Raw genomic sequence first — 17,492 nt, 5'->3', positions numbered from 1 at the left:
GCTGCGATAGCACCAGCCAACAAGCTCGCTTAACAAACGCCATTCACGACAGCATCCATTGCCGCCAAGTATCCCTGTATGCCTAGCCCCGCAATCACACCGTCCGCGCGCAGCGAAATATAGGAGTGATGCCGGAAACTCTCGCGCTTATGCACATTGGAAATATGCACTTCAATGACCCGCCCATCGAAAGCGTTGAGCGCATCCAGAATGGCTACTGAGGTATGCGTATAGGCGGCTGGATTGATAATGATCGCTAGGGTTCCATCCAGCCTTGCCGCATGAATGGCATCAATCAGCACGCCTTCATGATTGCTCTGCAGGCAGTCAATTTTCCACCCCGCAGTCGTCGCCTTTTCAAGTAACAGACTGTTGACGTCATCAAGCGTTGCAGCACCGTAGATTTCCGGTTGCCGAGCACCCAGCAAATTAAGATTAGGGCCATGGAGCACCAGGACACGTGGCGTAGTCGGCATTGGATTTCCTTGTCTGTTATTGAGGGCTATCGACCCGTTATACGGCGGCGTTAAAACATCTATTCATGCTACATTAGTACGCTTTATAAATGCAGCAGGCTCGTTGGCGTATGACCCTCCCCCTCTACCTAGGCCTCCCCATGTGGGCCAACCAGGATTGGCAAGGCAGCCTGTATGCCCGCCACGCCAAGACAGATCTGCTCAGCGACTATGCCAGCGTATTTTCAAGCGTGGAAGGCAATACGACCTTTTATAGCGGTGCGCCAAAGGCCGAGACCGTTGCCGCTTGGGCTCGCCAAGCACCTGCTCATTTTCGCTTCTGTTTTAAATTACCTGCCAGTATCACCCATGACCAGCGGCTTACCCATTTGGATGATGTCTGGTCCTTTTTAGCCGTACTTGAACCATTGCATGATCGTCTCGGCCCTACCATGGTCCAACTACCGCGCGACTTTGGTCCCGATGAGCTACCAAAGCTAGAGGCCTTACTGGCTGCCTGGCCCGCTCACTTACCATGCGCGGTTGAAGTTCGTCATCCTGTTTTTTTCCACAAAGGCGCAGCTGAAAAAGCCCTTAACCAATTGTTGATAACTTATTGTGCCAACCGTGTAATGCTGGATGTACGCCCTGTCTTTTCAACCCCTGCCGAGGGCCACGCGGGACTTGCGCACGCTCAGCAGGAAAAGCCGAAACTCCCGTTACACGTGCTTTCCACAGGTAATTTTCCGGTCGTTCGCTTTATTGGCCATATTGACAAAACGATTAATACGCACTACTTCGCCCCTTGGAAAGCCCGCCTCCACCTGTGGATAAGTCAGGGGAAAACCCCTTTCTTATTTGTGCATACTGCTGATAATCGCGAGTCTCCCGAGATGGCACGTCAGCTATACAATGCGCTTGGCGAACTTGCCGACCTACCCCCGCTTAGCGACTTTCCAGGTGAGGCACAAAACCTGTTGTTTTAAGCTAATATTAATTTAACCTAACTGGCACGGGGCCTCTTGATCGGATAAATTGCGCATACTCTTTGAAAAGCGCAGAGCCATCTGTGCTTTTCGAACATGCGTAAATGGGGCGCATAGCGGCTTATTACAATTCAACTAACAGTAGGTGATGTATGGCAAAACTTGCACATGCACAATGGTCATCGCGTATGGGCTTTGTGCTTGCCGCTGCCGGTTCAGCGGTAGGCTTAGGGAATATCTGGCGCTTCTCATATATGACCGGTGAAAGCGGCGGCGCTGCTTTTGTTCTGGTCTATCTTGCATGCGTAACGCTGGTTGGCCTGCCCATTCTGGTAGCGGAATGGATGATTGGTCGCCGGGGCCAGAAAAACCCGATTAACACCATGTCCGACCTTGCCACGCGTCACGGACGCTCCAGGGCTTGGGCAACTATCGGTATTAGTGGCGTTCTGGCGGCCTTTTTAATTCTATCTTTTTATAGTGTTATCGGCGGCTGGTCACTCAATTACACGCTGGGGTCGGTGATCGGGTCGTTTAACGGCCAGGATGCTGATGCCGTCGGGGCTATTTTTGGCGACCTGCTGGGCAGCCCTACAACGCTTCTACTTTGGCACACCGCGTTCATGGTGCTGGTCATTGGTATCGTGGCGCGTGGTGTGACCAAGGGGCTTGAAGCCGCTTCACGACTTCTGATGCCTGCGCTGGTCGTGCTTCTTTTGATTCTGGTCGGCTATGGCGTAACAAGCGGCTCCTTCGGTGAAGCACTTGCGTTCATGTTCAGCCCTGACTGGGGTGCGCTCGACGGTGGTGTCGTACTAGCGGCGATGGGCCAAGCCTTCTTCACCCTATCATTGGGTATGGGCATCATGATGGCGTATGGCTCTTATCTGGGCGAAGACGTCAACCTGATTAGCACAGCGCGTACCGTTATCATCCTGGATACGGTCATTGCCCTGCTTGCAGGTCTTGCGATCTTCCCCATTGTGTTCGCCAACGGGCTAAGCGCAGGCGAAGGCCCGGGACTCATCTTCGTAACGCTACCTCTGGCCTTTGGCAACATGGCGGGCGGCACTATTCTCGGTTTGATGTTCTTCCTGCTGCTGACGTTTGCCGCCATTACGTCGGCTATCTCGCTGCTGGAACCGGTCGTTGAGACAATCGAAGAGCGCACGCCCTTGAGCCGGGTAGGATCGACACTGGCGAGCGGTATTGCGGTGTGGGTACTCGGTGTGGCGGCGCTGCTGTCATTTAATGTGTGGTCCGAGGTACTGTTATTCGGCCTCAACATTTTTGACTTCCTCGACACCTTCACCAGCAAGATTTTGCTGCCGCTGACGGGTCTGGGCGCGATTATCTTCTTCTCGCTCTGTTTGGACAAAGAAGAAGCGCGCAAGGAGCTGCGGTTAGATATCTACGATTTCACCTTGTGGAATCTACTCGCCAAGTACGTGGCACCACTCGGTGTGATTATCGTATTCCTGACCGGCTTGATCTAGCGATACCTACGCCCTGCCGCTTGGCAGGGCAGCACTATATGGGTACTGCTTAAACACCGAGCTACATGCCGTTAGTGCAACTCGCTCTCTTGCCGTTCGTCATCGTCTGGCAGGGGGGCGATATCCCGGTATAACTTCTGAAACTCCCGATGCAGTTCAATTCCTCGGCGAGCCCGTAAATTGCGTTGTGCGGCGCTACGCTGGCGCTGAGCATGCTCATCCACTTCCATGCCCATAAAAATATCCAGCAACTCGCTTTTGACCGAGGTAATTCGTTCGACGTTTTTCATGATCGACGTGCCTCCAGGTGAATATGTCTTCGTCCACCTGCATCTGTGGCGACTGTTGAATGATGCAGTGCGACACTTCACTTCTTACTATACCTTACTTGACAGTATGATGACGAAACTTGGCGAAATGCGTTAACGCCTTTTAAACGCACGCCTAAACATCGTTTCACTGCCCTTTTATGCCATCACTCAGGCATACTGTGGCAAATGCTGACAAATACAGCAAAGCGCGCAGTACAAAACGCGCGCACTGGATAATCGAGGAGCTGAACGTGAGTCGCGCCCTGTTCGATGAGATGAGACGCCGCATGGAGCACTTTCGCCGCTCCGAACAAAAAGTGGCACGCTTTGTACTGCGTAATCCTGACGAGGTTATCCACATGCGGATCGTTGACCTCGCCACCGAAGCCAACGTTAGCGAGCCTACCGTGGTGCGCTTCTGTCGCGCCCTGGGCTGCAATGGCTTTCAGGATTTTAAACTGCAGTTAGCGCAAATGCTGGCGTCTGGCAGCCAATTCGCGCAGTTCTCAATGAACGACAGTGACTCCGTTGCTGAGTTCTCACACAGTATTTTTGACTCCACGGTCGGCACCCTGCTTTCGGTACGTGACCGGCTCGATAACGACGCGCTGGGCCAAGCGGTTAATGCGCTGACGATGGCCAATCGGGTTGAGTTTTACGGCTTTGGCGCCTCAGGCGCTGTCGCGTTTGATGCGCAGCACAAATTTTTCCGTTTACAGATATCTACATCGGCCTATGCGGACCCGCACATGCAGAACATGTCAGCGGTGACCCTTAAAGAGGGCGATGTGGTGGTGGCTATTTCTCAAACGGGCCGGACCAAAGCACTGGTCGCCAGCGTACGCCTGGCCCGTGAAGCGGGCGCTACAGTGATTGGCCTGTGCCCCAGCGGTTCCCCCTTGGCAGAAGAGGTCAGCCTGCCGCTGTATATTGATGTTCACGAAGATACCGAGATCTACACGCCACTCAGCTCTCGCATCGCCCACCTGGTGTTGATTGATGTGCTCGCCGTGGGCGTTGCCAAAACCCGCGGCCCCAAACTGGCTGAGCAGCTTAAATCGGTGAAGAAAAGCCTGAATACCCTGCGCTACCCTGAAGACAACTAAATCGTCGTACGCTAACGCCTGTATGCACAGCCAGTTCGCCTGCTGTGCTAAACTAGCCGCCCCTTTTCGATCCGGCAGCGGCTTTTATGGACGACGTCACGGCGATACTCGATCAGCTCAACACAGCCCAGCGTGAGGCAGTCAGCGCTCCTCAGGGCAATCTTCTCGTGCTGGCCGGTGCAGGCTCCGGTAAAACCCGGGTACTGGTTCACCGAATTGCCTGGCTGATGCAGGCAGAGGGCCTGTCGCCCTATGCGCTACTGGCAGTTACCTTTACCAACAAGGCTGCCCGCGAGATGCGCACGCGTCTTGAAGCCCTGCAGGGAATCTCCTTGCGCCATGTTTGGGTAGGCACGTTCCACTCTATTGCTCACCGCCTGCTTCGAACCCACTGGCAGGACGCCCGGCTACCGCAAAACTTCCAGATCATTGACTCCGATGATCAGCTCCGGCTGGTGAAGCGGCTGCTCAAGGATTACGCCATTGACGATGAGCGCTTTCCGCCGCGTCAGGTCCAGGGGTTCATCTCAAGCTGCAAGGAAGAGGGCTTACGCCCGTATCAGGTGAACGTTGACGGCGATGCCTACATGGCGCAAATGGTAGAGCTTTACGAGCGCTATCAATTAACCTGTGAACGCGGCGGGCTGGTGGATTTCGGTGAACTACTGCTTAGAAGTCTTGAGCTTCTGCGGGATAACCCGGCGCTTTTAAATCATTATCGTGAGCGCTTTGGGCACATATTGGTGGATGAGTTTCAGGACACCAACACCTTGCAGTATGCCTGGCTAAAGCTGCTGAGCGGCATGCAAACCCCCATGACCGCAGTGGGCGATGACGACCAATCCATTTATGGCTGGCGCGGCGCCAAGGTCGAGAATATTCGCCGGTTTGAGGAGGAGTTCCCACAAACGCAGACGGTGCGTCTTGAGCAGAACTACCGTTCAACCAGTGCCATTCTGGATGCTGCCAATGCGCTGATCAGTCATAACAGTGACCGGCTGGGCAAGAACCTGTGGACCGATGGTATCGAGGGCGAGCCTATTTCTGTCTACGCCGGGTTTAACGACCTGGAGGAGGCACGTTATATCGTCGACACTATCAAAGAGAAGGTCGATGAAGGCGTTAACCGCCGTGATATTGCGATTCTCTACCGTTCCAATGCTCAGTCCCGACTGCTGGAAGAGACGCTGATTCGTCAAGGCATGCCTTATCGCATTTACGGCGGCCACCGCTTCTACGAGCGCCTGGAAATCAAGAACGCCCTCGCCTATTTACGTTTACTGCTTAACCGCGATGACGACGCCTCGCTTGAACGCGTGATCAACGTGCCGACCCGCGGCATTGGCACGCGTACCGTGGAAATTCTGCGCCTGCGCGCGCGCGAACAGAGTATTTCACTTTGGCAGGCGCTGCATGATGCCCTTCAGGATGGTACGTTAAAGGGCCGTGCGGCCAATGCGGTACAAACGTTTGCCAACCTGATAGAGCAGTTGGATAACGACGCAGCAGGCTTAACCCTTTACGAAATTATCGATCACGTCACCGAGCACACGGGACTGATTGAGCACCATAAAAGTGAGCGCGGAGAGAAAGGCCAGGCGCGGGTCGAAAACCTCGAAGAACTGGTCACCGCTGCCCGAGCCTTTACCCAGGGTGATGCGTTTGAAACGCCCGAGGCGGGCGAAGGCATGGCCGCTCTGGAAGCATTTCTTTCCGAGGCGGCGCTTAACGCGGGCGACCATGAAGCTGAAGAGTTTGAAGATAGCGTACAGTTAATGACGCTTCACTCTGCCAAAGGCCTCGAGTTTCCGGTGGTATTTATTGCCGGTGTGGAAGAGGGCCTGTTCCCGCATAAAATGTCGCTCGAAGAGCCGGGGCGTTTGGAAGAGGAGCGCAGGCTCTGCTACGTGGGCGTTACCCGTGCTATGCAGAAACTCTACCTGACCCACGCAGAAACTCGCCGCTTACACGGCAAAGAGGTGTTTCCGCGTCCCTCGCGCTTCTTGCGTGAATTACCGCCGCACCTGCTTGAAGAAGTTCGCCTGCGCGGCCATATCTCACGCCCGGTGACCGCCGCCCGCACCAGTTTTGCGCAGCAGCGTGTTGAAAGCGATGGCGATTTACCTGCCCTGCATGTGGGCCAACGTGTTGGCCACGCCGTCTTCGGTGAAGGCATTATTCTTAATGCCGAAGGCGAAGGCGCACGCGCCAGAGTACAAGTGAGCTTTGAAGGCGAGGGCGTTAAGTGGCTAGTGCTGGGGTTTGCCAAGCTAATCCCGCTGTAACGCCTATGTTAAGGGGAAGTGTCTTAACAGGTTGCCCAATAAAACCGGGTTAGCGCATACTGGCGAGCGGACACGTACGCTCACGCGTAACGCAATAATAATCGTATTTATTCGGAGTTATAGCCGCCATGCAACGCCGCCAATTCTTAAAAACCGCTGGCTTAGGTGCTGCCGGTGTCGCTGCCGCCCCCTTTGTAGCGACCGCGCACGCAGATGAAACGTATACCTGGGACATGGTGACCTCTTGGCCGAAGAACTTCCCGGCGCTAGGCACGGGCGCCAACGACTTCGCTCGCCGCGTTGAGCAGCTTTCCAACGGCCGTATGAAAATCCGCGTACACGGCGCAGGCGAGCTGGTACCTGCATTGGAAGTGTTTGATGCGGTATCGGCTGGAACGGCAGAGATGGGCCACTCCACGCCTTATTACTGGCGTGGCAAGCTTCCAGCTGCCCAGTTCTTTACCGCCGTGCCCTTTGGTATGTCAACGACAGAGATGAATGCGTGGCTGTATCACGGCGGTGGTCAGGAGCTGTGGGACGAGGTTTACGCCAAGCATAATCTTAAGCCGTTCGCAGTGGGCAACACTGGCCCTCAAATGGCAGGCTGGTTCAAGAAAGAGATCAACTCGCTGGACGACATGCAGGGCCTTAAACTACGTTTGCCAGGACTTGCCGGTGAAGCCATGAACGGCATCGGTGTCAGCACCGTGAATATGCCAGGCTCTGAGATTTTTACCTCGATGCAAACGGGTGTTCTGGATGCCGCCGACTGGGTAGGCCCTTACAACGATATGGCGTTTGGTCTGCATCAAGTGGCCGACTACTACTACACCACGGTGTGGAACGAGCCGACCGCAACCGTCGAGACGATGATCAATCTGGATGCCTGGAACGCCTTGCCAGAAGATCTGCAGGACGTTATTCGCGAAGCAGCACGCGCGTCCAACCTGGCCATGTACACGGAGTTCGCTTACCGCAACGCGCAGGCGCTAGAGACACTGGTTGATGAGCATAACGTTCAGCTACGCGAATTCCCCGACGATGTTGTTCAGGCACTCTACGAATCCTCGCAAACCGTGATCCAAAACCAGGTTGAGGGCGATGAAGACTCACGGCGCATTTATGAGTCGTACGCTAACTTCCAGAACCTTATCCGCCCGTTTAGTGATATCGGCGAGTATGCCTACCTGAAAGGTCGTGATGCCGTTGGCGGTTAATCGCTACCCACGGTTGATAAAAAGGGCGCCCAGGCGCCCTTTTTTTGCAAGCCATTGTGCAACCTGATGAAGGGTCAGCAGGCCTTAACCATGCACGGCACGGATACGACCATTATCGTCCAGAGCGACCATGACGAAACGCGCCTCAGTGACTTTTTGGCGCTCTTCAAGGCGCCGCCCATGAGGAATACGCACCCATACTTCGACATCGATCTTAAGAGAGCTGCGGCCAATTTCCTGTACATGAGTGTAAACACTCACCATGGAACCCACGCGCACAGGGCTTAAGAAATCCATCGATTCGATGGCCACTGTCGCAGTACGCCCGCCGGCCTCACGACCGGCTGCCAGTTCTGCCGCCTGATCCATGTGATTAACCAGCCACCCGCCCGAAATATCGCCGTAAAGGTTGGTATCCTGTCGAGAAGCCAGTAATTTGAGTGTGAGCAGACCTTGGGGGGCCGGAGCATCATCCAGGTCGGTTTCTAAAAGTGTCATAAGTCGGTCGCTTAATAGGGTTATTGTTGTGTGGTTGCTGCATAGCAATATAAGGCATTAGTTAATCATACGAGGGCATACGTTTGAAGCGCATTGGTTGGTCGTCAGGGAAGAAAAATCGCCTGTGTTTTACGCTTACCACGGTACTAATGCTATTCGCATCAGCTGCCTGGGGGCAACCACAACCGATTAGCGGCACTCTGAGTGCGATTGGCTCCGACACCATGGCCGGACTCATATTGCGCTGGGGCGAGGCGCTAGCCGTGCGCTATCCAGAGATTAACGTGCAGTTTCAGGCTACTGGCTCGGCCAGCGTACCGCCAGCGCTTACGGCGGGCACTGCACGGCTTGGCCCCATGTCACGCCCCATGAATGACCAAGAGCGACAAGCGTTTATCGATCGCTACGGTTACCCACCGCTAGAACTTAAGGTGGCCAGAGATGCGCTTATTCTGGTCGTTCATCGTCATAACCCCTTGCGGGCCATTACGCGCCAACAGGCCGATGCCATTTTCTCCACCGGCCAAGCGTGCGGCGCCGATAAGCCGATAAGACGCTGGAGCGAATTGGCCGCCACACGCGAGTGGCCCTATGGAAATATCGCCCTACATGGGCGCAACCTGGCATCGGGCACCTATGGGTTGTTTCAGGACGAGGTGCTGTGTGATGGCCAATTCCGCCGCGACATCAGCGAGCACCCGGGCTCTTCTGCTGTTGTCGCGGCCGTGGGTGAGTCGCCCAACGCCATGGGATATGCCGGATATAATCACCTGACACCGATGGTACATGCGCTGCGCTTTGTTACCGAGGAGGGGGAAGAAATCGCGCCCAGCGAGCAGGCTGTTCAGCGTAACGAGTACCCGCTATCACGCGATCTTTACCTCTACGTTAATTTGCCGCCAGATGAGTCACTACCCGCCGCCGAGCAGGCATTTTTAGCGTTTATTTTATCGGAAGAAGGCCAGCAAATTGCCCGTGCGGCGGGTTTTGTACCGCTGCCCGATGATGAACTCGCAAATCAGCAACACTGGTAGCTCACTATCATCCAATTGTCATAAAAGTGTCTTAGAGTAAGGAGAACTCACCATGCAACCCATCTTCGCGACGGCCATGCCTTCCCTATGATGTTGATATGATCCCACCTCGCGTTCCTGCTTCTTATCAGCCGCTACGCCAGTTTAAAAATCGTGTCGCCACCGGCCTTATTACGGCGGGGGGCATCGCGGTGCTGCTCGCGATTCTGGCGATTGGCGTGTTTTTATTTTGGGAAACGCTGCCGCTGTTGGCATTGGATAAGACCTTTTCCTTCGATAAGCTCTCGCCACTGGTATGGGGAACGCTTAAAGCGGCCTTGGCGGCGATGCTCTTCGCGCTACCTCTCGCCTTGGGCGCCGCCATGTACTCGGCGCTGTTCATGTCAGCACGCTTGCGCAGCCGGATTAAGCCGACTCTTGAGATGATGGAGGCAATGCCCGGCGTGGTAGTGGGATTTATTGCCGGTTTAGTACTTGCTCCATGGGTGGAGCGAAACCTGGCCAGTACGCTGGTGCTGCTGGTATGGCTACCAATCAGCGCGGGGCTTGCGGGCGTACTCTGGTACATGGCCTCGTCTCGCTGGCATCGGCGACTGCCATTTTCCTGGGCCGGGCTATGGCTTGTACCCTGGCTTATCGGCATGGTGGCACTGGCGGTGTGGTTGACGCCCTTGCTGGAGCAACTCTTTCTGGGCGGCGATCTGCGCCGCTGGTTAGAACAGCGCTGGGGCATGGACTACGTCACTCGCAATGCGCTGATTGTAGGTATCGCCATGGGGTTTGCGGTAATACCCAGCATTTACTCTCTTGCCGAAGATGCCCTTGCCGACGTCCCGCCCTCCCTGATGGAAGGCGCCCAAGCGCTCGGGGCCAGCCGCTGGCAGGCGCTATGGAAAGTCGCGCTACCAGCGGCGGGGCCGGGTATCTTTTCTGCGGTGATGATTGGCATGGGTCGTGCGGTAGGTGAAACCATGATTGTGTTAATGGCCAGTGGCAACACCGCTCTGCTGAGCGCCAGCCCCTTTGAAGGCATGCGCTCAATGGCCGCCGCCATCGCGATTGAGCTCCCAGAAGCCTCCCCCGGCGGGTTTACCTATCATCACCTGATTCTAGCGGCGCTGGTACTGTTTCTATTTACGTTTTTAGTAAACACCCTGGCCGAAGCGGTGCGCTTACGTATGCGCCGCCGCTACCATAAAGTGGGGCATTACTAATGAGCCGCCTATTCGCCTCCGCTTCCAAGCATCGGCTCGATAAATTATGGCCGTGGCTATGCGCCGCTAGCGTTGCCTTGTCACTTTTAATGTTAAGCGCGTTACTTACACTCTTGCTTGTTCGTGGGTTAGGCCATTTTTGGCCCGCCACGCTTGAAGAAATAACACTACGCTCGGGTAGCGTTGTTGCAGGGCAAGCTATTCGCGAAACGCCACTGCCTCAGGAAGCAGGGGTTGAGCGCCTCTATTTTAAAGGTAACCGTGATGTAGACGGCGTCAGCTGGCACTGGGTAGATATCGACGATATTACCTCACGTACAACACCGCACGACCTGATCCGCCTCGAACGTGCTCCGTGGGGCAGTTTTATTGGTCGTCTGGCCGCAGTAGAAACCGCTCAACAATCGTTGCATGGCCGCGAAGCGTGGGACTATTTAAACAACGCGCTTACCCTACCGGCTAATCAGCGCCCGCCGGGGCAACTGCTGCTGGTCACGGCACAGGGCGAGACGTTACACCAATCTTTGGACAGCGTTAGCCAGGCACTGGCACCTAACGCCATGTCCTGGTGGCAAAAAACGCACACCTGGGGCACTAACGTTTGGCAGTTTTTAAGCGAGGGACCACGCGCGGCCAATACCAGCGGTGGCGTATGGCCGGCTATTTTCGGTACTGTGCTGATGGTCATCTTAATGTCCGTAATCGTCACCCCCTTTGGCGTACTGGCCGCTATTTATCTTAATGAAATTGCCCATCAAAACCGACTTACCCGGTTAGTACGCATTGGCGTACGCAACTTGGCGGGCGTGCCTTCTATTGTGTACGGCGTGTTCGGCCTTGGCGTATTCGTTTACGGCATTGGCGGCACGCTGGATAGCTGGTTCTTTAGCGATACACTGCCTTCGCCAACGTTTGGCACCGGCGGTCTTTTATGGGCCTCTTTAACGCTCGCGCTATTGACGCTTCCTGTCGTGATTGTGGCCACCGAGGAAGGGCTTGCTCGCATCCCCGATGCCCAGCGTGAGGGGGCAGTAGCGCTGGGGGCCACCCGTCTGGAAATGCTAACGCGTATTGTCCTGCCCATGGCTACTCCTGCCATGCTAACCGGCGTTATTCTCGCTATCGCCCGCGCCGCAGGCGAAGTCGCGCCGCTTATGCTGGTGGGGGTTGCCAAGTTAGCTCCGCAAATGCCGGTCGACGGTGAGTTTCCTTATGTGCATCTGGAGCGCAAATTCATGCATCTTGGCTATCATCTATTTGATACTGCTTTTCATGGCGAGGATGTACAGGCCGCTATGCCTCTGGTTTACGCCACGGCGCTTCTTTTAGTGGTTATTATTTTGGTGCTTAACCTAACTGCCATATTTCTGCGTCATTATTTTAGGCGCCAACGAGGAAGCGAATGCTAGCGTCATTAGATATAGCCAATGCCCCACAGGCGCCGGTGACGCACTTTTCATCCGAGCACTGCGCCTTGAGTATCAACCAATTTAACCTCGCCTATGCGGGGAAATCGGCGTTGCGTAATTTAACGTTGAGTGTGCCACGCCACCGGGTAACGGCCTTTATTGGGCCTTCAGGCTGTGGCAAGTCAACACTGCTACGTGCCATTAACCGGTTGCATGACCTTAACGAGAGCGTGGAACACAGTGGGCATATTCAGCTTGAAGGGCAGGATATTTACGCTGCGCAGATGAACGTGACCGAGCTACGCCGCCGGGTAGGCATGGTGTTTCAAACGCCCAATCCGTTTCCCATGTCGATCTATGAAAATGTCGCTTTTGGCTTGCGTTTACAGCATCGCCTACCCAAGCGGCAACGCGATGACATTATCGAGTGGGCGCTGACCTCAGCAGCCCTATGGGATGAGGTAAAAGACCGCCTGCATCGTTCAGCGTGGCAGCTATCAGGTGGTCAGCAGCAGCGCTTGGTCATCGCTCGAACGCTAGCCGTTCAACCGGATGTGCTACTACTGGATGAGCCGGCATCAGCGCTTGATCCAATTTCAACGCTGAAGATTGAGGAGCTGATTCGTAACCTTAAATCACAGCTAACCCTTATCCTTGTCACCCACAATATGCAGCAAGCCGCACGGGTCTCCGATTATACGGCCTTTCTACACAACGGAGAGCTGGTTGAGTACGGCCCTACCGACCAGGTCTTCACTAATCCGCGTTTACAGCGCACCGAGAACTACATCACCGGCCGCATGACGTAGTCGTCAATCATCAGGCCTAACTAACCCAACATCAGGAGTGCTCAATGGATATTACGAGCGATACCCACAGCCAGCATATCTCGCGCCAGTTCAACCAGGAGCTGGAAGAGCTAAAAACCCACCTGATGGCCATGGGCGGCCTGGTGGAAAAACAGGTTCAGGATGCCGTATTCGCCCTGCTGGAAAACGATACCCGCTTGGCTGAAAAAGTGCGCGATAACGACCGGCAAGTGAACGATCTTCAGCTGCAAATTGATGAAGAGTGCACCCGTGTATTGGCACGCCGCCAGCCTGCAGCATCAGACTTACGCCTGGTGCTTGCCGTTATTCGTGCCACTTCAGATCTTGAGCGTATCGGCGATGAAGCCAGCAAGATTGCGCGTAATGCAATCCTGCTCAGCGAAAACACCAGCACGGTTCGTGGCTTAATTGAAGTTCGTCATATCAGTGAGCATGTACGTAAAATGCTGCGCGATGCGCTGACAGCCTTTGCCCGTTTCGATACCGACTTGGCGATGAAGGTAGTGCGTGAAGATGAGTCGGTCGATGATGAGTACGGCAGTGCCATGCGCTCATTGATGACCTTCATGATGGAGGATTCGCGCTCAATTAGTTCAATACTCAGCATTATGTGGGTGCTGCGCGCGCTGGAACGCGTCGGCGACCATGCCGACAACCTGGCAGAGTACGTTGTGTATCTCGTGAAGGGGCTCGATATTCGACATAGCGACCTGGACACCGTCGACCAGAAGGTAACGAAAAAGCCTTGACCCATGAGGCATTTCCTCTTGCAATACGTCTGGGCGGACACCCGCCTGGACGTTTGTATTGATGAGGACTGCTTGAATGTTGGATGCAATAACAGCGCTTAGCCGAGGTACGCGGCTGGTCTATCAAAAAGGCCTGCGGCGTTATATTTTTCTTCCTATCCTCGTCAATATTATTGTTTATGCCGCCATGTTCAGCTTTGTGATTACGCGCTTTTCAGGCTGGATTGACCACTGGATGACATTAGTACCTGCTTGGCTGGATTGGCTTTCCTGGCTGATCTGGCCGCTGTTTGTGGTTAGCCTTATTGTCATTGTATTCTTCACCTTTACCCTGATCACAAGCTTTATTGCGGCGCCTTTTTACGGCTTTTTAGCGGCTAAAGTGGAAATTCAAGAAACAGGCCGTATACCGCTGGATGATCGCGGGCTGACCAAAACGGCGCTTGATGCGCTAGGCCGAGAGCTGGTCAAACTCGCGTATATCGCCCCACGCGCCATTGCCCTCTTTATCATCAGCTGGATTCCAGGGCTCAACCTCTTTGCGCCGATTCTATGGGGGCTGTTCTCCGCATGGGTAATGGCCATTACCTATCTGGACTATCCTATGGATAATAATAAGGTCTCGTTCAAGGATATGCGTCAACGGCTTTCCAGGCGCTGGTGGCAAAGCCTCAGCTACGGCGGGCTCGTTACTCTGGTTACCTGGATACCGCTTGCCAATCTTTTTCTGATTCCGGGGGCCGTAGCAGGAGCCGTACTCATGTGGGACCAATATTATCGTACGGCGAATGAGCTTACGATCCAGCGGCCCTCGTAACACCTGAAAAGTCATGCTTTTTTTCTACGCTTTTAAACGCGAAACCCCGCTTTAACGGGGTTTTTAATGCTTTCAGTAGTGGTTTACCAGTCCAGGCTATCGCCTTCTTTGTGATTTAACTCGGTCGATTCGAACGAATGGGTGTTACGACGCTGGGTGCCATCCTGATCCCGCTGCAGCTGGCTTGACGGTGCATAGTTGCCGTTCATATGATCACGCTGACTATGGTTAAGCTCACTGGGTGAGTAGTGAGGACTAGACGTGCTAGTGGATTGCGGCATGTCGATGACATCGCTGCCGACTGCACGATCTTTAGTACGCTCAATAGAGCTTTGGGCAAAAGCTAGCGGGCTTGCAATCAAACCGATAGAAATACCTAAAATACCTACCGTTTTTAAAACTGCTTTAAATGACATAACGCTCTCCTGATGTGGGGTGCCGCTCACCTGTCTTGGCTATTATCACACTAACGTAAATACCATTGCACTGAAGGGTGAGAAGCGATCAGTGCCTTTGACTGCAAGATTATGGTCCAAGTGCCCAAACATCCCAAATTCGTGAAATGCTGAAGGATTAAAAATATTTTTAAACACGACCACACAAATAAAGCTATCCAAGTAAATAACAAGCTAACATTTTTTTAGTGTTGGCACAGCACCATGGTGAACAAGCTAAAAAGCTCGTTATCAACCTTTGCGTTTAAAAAGCATGAAAGGGGTCATCACGCCGTGGGACAAGAGAATCGTGAAAAAACTATTTGAGCGAGGGTAATGTTAAAAAAACGTAGATAGGAAAGGTTCAGTTTTAAAACCAGCCAAACACGACTGCTCATCAAGGGCTACATAACAAGATTAGGCCCTGCCATGGCAGGGCCCTAACCTCGCATCTATGGACAATATCTAGCGCTAGCTTCCACTCCTTTTGCGGGACTCCAACCTTGGAATTTACCCTGACTAACGCTCTGATTAACGCTCTGATTGTCGCTTGATTCAATCCATGAATCGGTGAGCATCCATGCGATGGGACATCCTTATCCCGTGCTCGTTCCTAAACTGTAGTACAAATTTTTAGCACTGAGTGTTTAAACCGCTGGTCACTGGTCTTGACCAGTGGTCACAGAGCTATTTTGCTCAGGCAGGTCGCTCGGCTCAAATGACGTATCGCCGCCACCTGTTACACCCGTTGGACCACCATCCATCGACTCATTATGAGTTTCATGTTGAGAAGAACCTGCACCGGGACGAGTAGTATCGCCTGCACTTTCACCGTTCATATCTGAAAGGTCGTCTGCATCATAGGTAGATGCATCACCACCTGCACCTGTACCTGTACCAGATGATTGCGGCTGCATGGGTTCTTCATCAGCTGTAATATCGTGGCTCGGATCTACTGGCTCTTGGGCAAAAGCGAAGGGGCTTGCCAGTAAACCGAATGTTACACCTAAAATCCCAGCTTTCTTGAGTAGTTCCTTGGACATCATGTTCCTTCTCCTCGATCGCTGTTGATACCGCTAATCTTAAGGAAGTGCCTTCCTGGCGTACCATTTCCTGCGGTAATCTTCCTTGCCCAACTTAATGCAGATGTAATGCCAAAAAACAAAAATAAAAAAATATTTCTTATTAATAAACAACTTAAAATAAATCCCGCGTGCCAATCATGCTCGCTGATCGAGTATAAGGGACCACCATAACTGACTAAAAATGACACATGAGCAGACTTGAACCATAGATGGCTGTCCATATGGCACGCTTGGATAAAGGTTATACAGAAGACCAGGGAAAAAGGCGGCTAGGAGGTAGCAGCCAGCCGAGTGGCGGGGAAAGTACAGCGAAATAGCGAACCTTCGCCAGGATGCGATTCAACCTGAAGCAGGGCATCATGGCGCAGCAGGATATGCTTAACGATGGCAAGACCAAGCCCAGTACCGCCTGTCGCGGTACTCCGGCCTTTATCAACCCGATAAAAGCGCTCCGTTAGCCTGGGGAGGTGGACAGGATCGATGCCCTCTCCATCATCTTCTACTTCTATGCATGCGCTTCCATCTTCCATGGGCGCCCAGCGCAGTATAATTTGGCTACCCTCTGGGGTATATCGCACCGCATTGAAAGCCAGGTTAGAAATGGCGCTACGTATTTCCTGCTCGCTCCCTATGAGCTGGGCGTCACTTTCAATAGCAACACGGACAACATGCTTACGGTGCGATAGCGCCAATGCATCCTGGCAGACGCTATTAAGCAATTGCTCAACCGACAGCGCCTGATGGTCCTGCCCGCCTTGATCTATTTCCAAGCGTGACAAAAGCAGCAGGTCGTTAACCAGATTTTGCATGCGCTGCGTCTGGTCCTGCATTTGCTCGATCCCTCGGCCCAAGCGAGGCGGAAGCTGCTCAGCCAAGTCACCATAGGTTTCGAGGTAGCCAGAAAGAACAGTAAGCGGCGTACGCAGCTCATGGGAGACGTTGGCCACAAAGTCTCTGCGCATCTCCTCAAGACGGTGCAAACGAGTGATATCCCGCGCCATCACCAGGCGCTCATCGTCGCCATACAAGGTAATTTGGTATTGCAGAATGCTGCGCTCATCAATGGGTGAGGTCAGCGTAAGCGGTTCGCTGTAATCGCGGGCATTGAAGTAGCTGATAAAGCGTGGGTCACGCAACAAATTGGTAATGTGCTGGCCACGATCGTGCGCGGTTTGTAGGCCCAGCATATCCGTCGCTGCACTGTTCCACCACTCCAAATCACCGTGGCGGTCGAGCATTACCACGCTGTCGCGCATGGCCTCTGAGGATTCCTGGATACGCGCAAGCGTAGACCGCAATCGACCTTGTGTAATGCGCTGGCTTTTTTGGTAGCGGTAAAGACGATCAAGCAAATCCCCCCACATACCACCCGCAGCCGGGGGCTCGTTATGAGGATTAAGGGTTAACCATTGAAAGAGTACGCGCAACTGGCGTAAATGGTAAAAAAGACAAACGGCCAACCCGGCTGCCAAACCAAGGCCCGCTGAACCTAACAGCCACCCTAGGCAAACACCTATGGTCGCTAACCAGGCAATACGCCAAAGCTCACGGCTCCATAGGCGCACT

General features: G+C 53.8%; 17 protein-coding genes. 11 read left to right on the top strand and 6 right to left on the bottom strand.

Translation table 11 applies throughout. The annotated features are described in order from the left end of the window. Positions 1-29: 29 nt before the first annotated feature. A complete protein-coding gene (gene aroQ / locus FKN99_RS04540; protein WP_172116809.1) occupies positions 30-476 on the bottom strand; it encodes a type II 3-dehydroquinate dehydratase in 447 nt (148 codons plus the stop codon). Positions 477-586: 110 nt separating this feature from the next. Between aroQ and FKN99_RS04535 the strand changes: the two genes are divergently transcribed. Then, entirely contained in the window at positions 587-1,441 is an 855-nt protein-coding gene (locus FKN99_RS04535; RefSeq protein WP_172116808.1) for a DUF72 domain-containing protein, read from the top strand. A 152-nt stretch (positions 1,442-1,593) separates the two neighbouring features. Continuing rightward, entirely contained in the window at positions 1,594-2,937 is a 1,344-nt protein-coding gene (locus tag FKN99_RS04530) for a sodium-dependent transporter (RefSeq protein ID WP_172116807.1), read from the top strand. A 71-nt stretch (positions 2,938-3,008) separates the two neighbouring features. Here the strand turns inward: FKN99_RS04530 and FKN99_RS04525 are convergent, their stop codons facing one another. Then, on the bottom strand, positions 3,009-3,227 hold the full coding sequence (locus tag FKN99_RS04525) for a PA3496 family putative envelope integrity protein (RefSeq protein WP_087110325.1): 219 nt from the start codon (positions 3,225-3,227) through the stop codon (positions 3,009-3,011). Positions 3,228-3,499: 272 nt separating this feature from the next. On the opposite strand from FKN99_RS04525, the gene hexR reads away from it, so the two are divergent. From hexR to FKN99_RS04510, 3 genes are all read left to right on the top strand, one after another. Next, positions 3,500-4,354: a transcriptional regulator HexR gene (gene hexR / locus FKN99_RS04520; protein WP_172116806.1), complete on the top strand. Its 855-nt coding sequence runs from the start codon at positions 3,500-3,502 to the stop codon at positions 4,352-4,354. Positions 4,355-4,440: 86 nt separating this feature from the next. Continuing rightward, positions 4,441-6,639: a DNA helicase II gene (gene uvrD, locus FKN99_RS04515; protein ID WP_172116805.1), complete on the top strand. Its 2,199-nt coding sequence runs from the start codon at positions 4,441-4,443 to the stop codon at positions 6,637-6,639. A 128-nt stretch (positions 6,640-6,767) separates the two neighbouring features. Further along, entirely contained in the window at positions 6,768-7,856 is a 1,089-nt protein-coding gene (locus FKN99_RS04510) for a TRAP transporter substrate-binding protein (protein WP_172116804.1), read from the top strand. Between the two features lie 84 nt (positions 7,857-7,940). Here FKN99_RS04510 and FKN99_RS04505 read toward each other — a convergent pair whose 3' ends face one another. Then, complete coding sequence (locus tag FKN99_RS04505) at positions 7,941-8,354, bottom strand: acyl-CoA thioesterase (protein WP_087110319.1); 414 nt, start codon at positions 8,352-8,354, stop codon at positions 7,941-7,943. A gap of 83 nt (positions 8,355-8,437) precedes the next feature. Between FKN99_RS04505 and FKN99_RS04500 the strand changes: the two genes are divergently transcribed. The 6 genes from FKN99_RS04500 to cysZ all read left to right on the top strand — a co-directional run bounded on the left by FKN99_RS04500 (position 8,438) and on the right by cysZ (position 14,407). Further along, a complete protein-coding gene (locus FKN99_RS04500; protein WP_253926967.1) occupies positions 8,438-9,388 on the top strand; it encodes a PstS family phosphate ABC transporter substrate-binding protein in 951 nt (316 codons plus the stop codon). Positions 9,389-9,486: 98 nt separating this feature from the next. Continuing rightward, positions 9,487-10,602, top strand: coding sequence for an ABC transporter permease subunit (locus FKN99_RS04495; protein WP_172116803.1), 1,116 nt, complete (start codon positions 9,487-9,489; stop codon positions 10,600-10,602). Then, positions 10,602-12,011: a phosphate ABC transporter permease PstA gene (gene pstA / locus FKN99_RS04490; RefSeq protein WP_172116802.1), complete on the top strand. Its 1,410-nt coding sequence runs from the start codon at positions 10,602-10,604 to the stop codon at positions 12,009-12,011. Before FKN99_RS04495 ends, pstA begins: the two co-directional genes overlap by 1 nt. Then, a complete protein-coding gene (pstB, locus tag FKN99_RS04485) occupies positions 12,005-12,820 on the top strand; it encodes a phosphate ABC transporter ATP-binding protein PstB (protein WP_172116801.1) in 816 nt (271 codons plus the stop codon). The genes pstA and pstB overlap by 7 nt, the downstream gene beginning before the upstream one ends. A 44-nt stretch (positions 12,821-12,864) precedes the next feature. Beyond that, on the top strand, positions 12,865-13,590 hold the full coding sequence (gene phoU, locus FKN99_RS04480) for a phosphate signaling complex protein PhoU (protein ID WP_172116800.1): 726 nt from the start codon (positions 12,865-12,867) through the stop codon (positions 13,588-13,590). Between the two features lie 76 nt (positions 13,591-13,666). After that, on the top strand, positions 13,667-14,407 hold the full coding sequence (gene cysZ, locus FKN99_RS04475) for a sulfate transporter CysZ (RefSeq protein WP_172116799.1): 741 nt from the start codon (positions 13,667-13,669) through the stop codon (positions 14,405-14,407). A gap of 83 nt (positions 14,408-14,490) precedes the next feature. Here cysZ and FKN99_RS04470 read toward each other — a convergent pair whose 3' ends face one another. The 3 genes from FKN99_RS04470 to phoR all read right to left on the bottom strand — a co-directional run bounded on the left by FKN99_RS04470 (position 14,491) and on the right by phoR (position 17,491). After that, positions 14,491-14,823: a hypothetical protein gene (locus FKN99_RS04470; RefSeq protein ID WP_172116776.1), complete on the bottom strand. Its 333-nt coding sequence runs from the start codon at positions 14,821-14,823 to the stop codon at positions 14,491-14,493. 677 nt (positions 14,824-15,500) lie between these two features. Next, positions 15,501-15,887 (bottom strand): hypothetical protein, encoded by a 387-nt coding sequence (locus FKN99_RS04465; protein WP_172116798.1) that lies wholly within the window; start codon positions 15,885-15,887, stop codon positions 15,501-15,503. Positions 15,888-16,195: 308 nt separating this feature from the next. Further along, a complete protein-coding gene (gene phoR / locus FKN99_RS04460) occupies positions 16,196-17,491 on the bottom strand; it encodes a phosphate regulon sensor histidine kinase PhoR (protein ID WP_172116797.1) in 1,296 nt (431 codons plus the stop codon). Position 17,492 lies beyond the last annotated feature (1 nt).

This window comes from Halomonas hibernica (genome assembly GCF_013183775.1).
GTDB lineage: Bacteria > Pseudomonadota > Gammaproteobacteria > Pseudomonadales > Halomonadaceae > Vreelandella > Vreelandella citrativorans.
The sequence above is the reverse complement of the archived record's forward strand: the minus strand, read 5'-3'. Positions and strand labels throughout refer to the sequence as shown.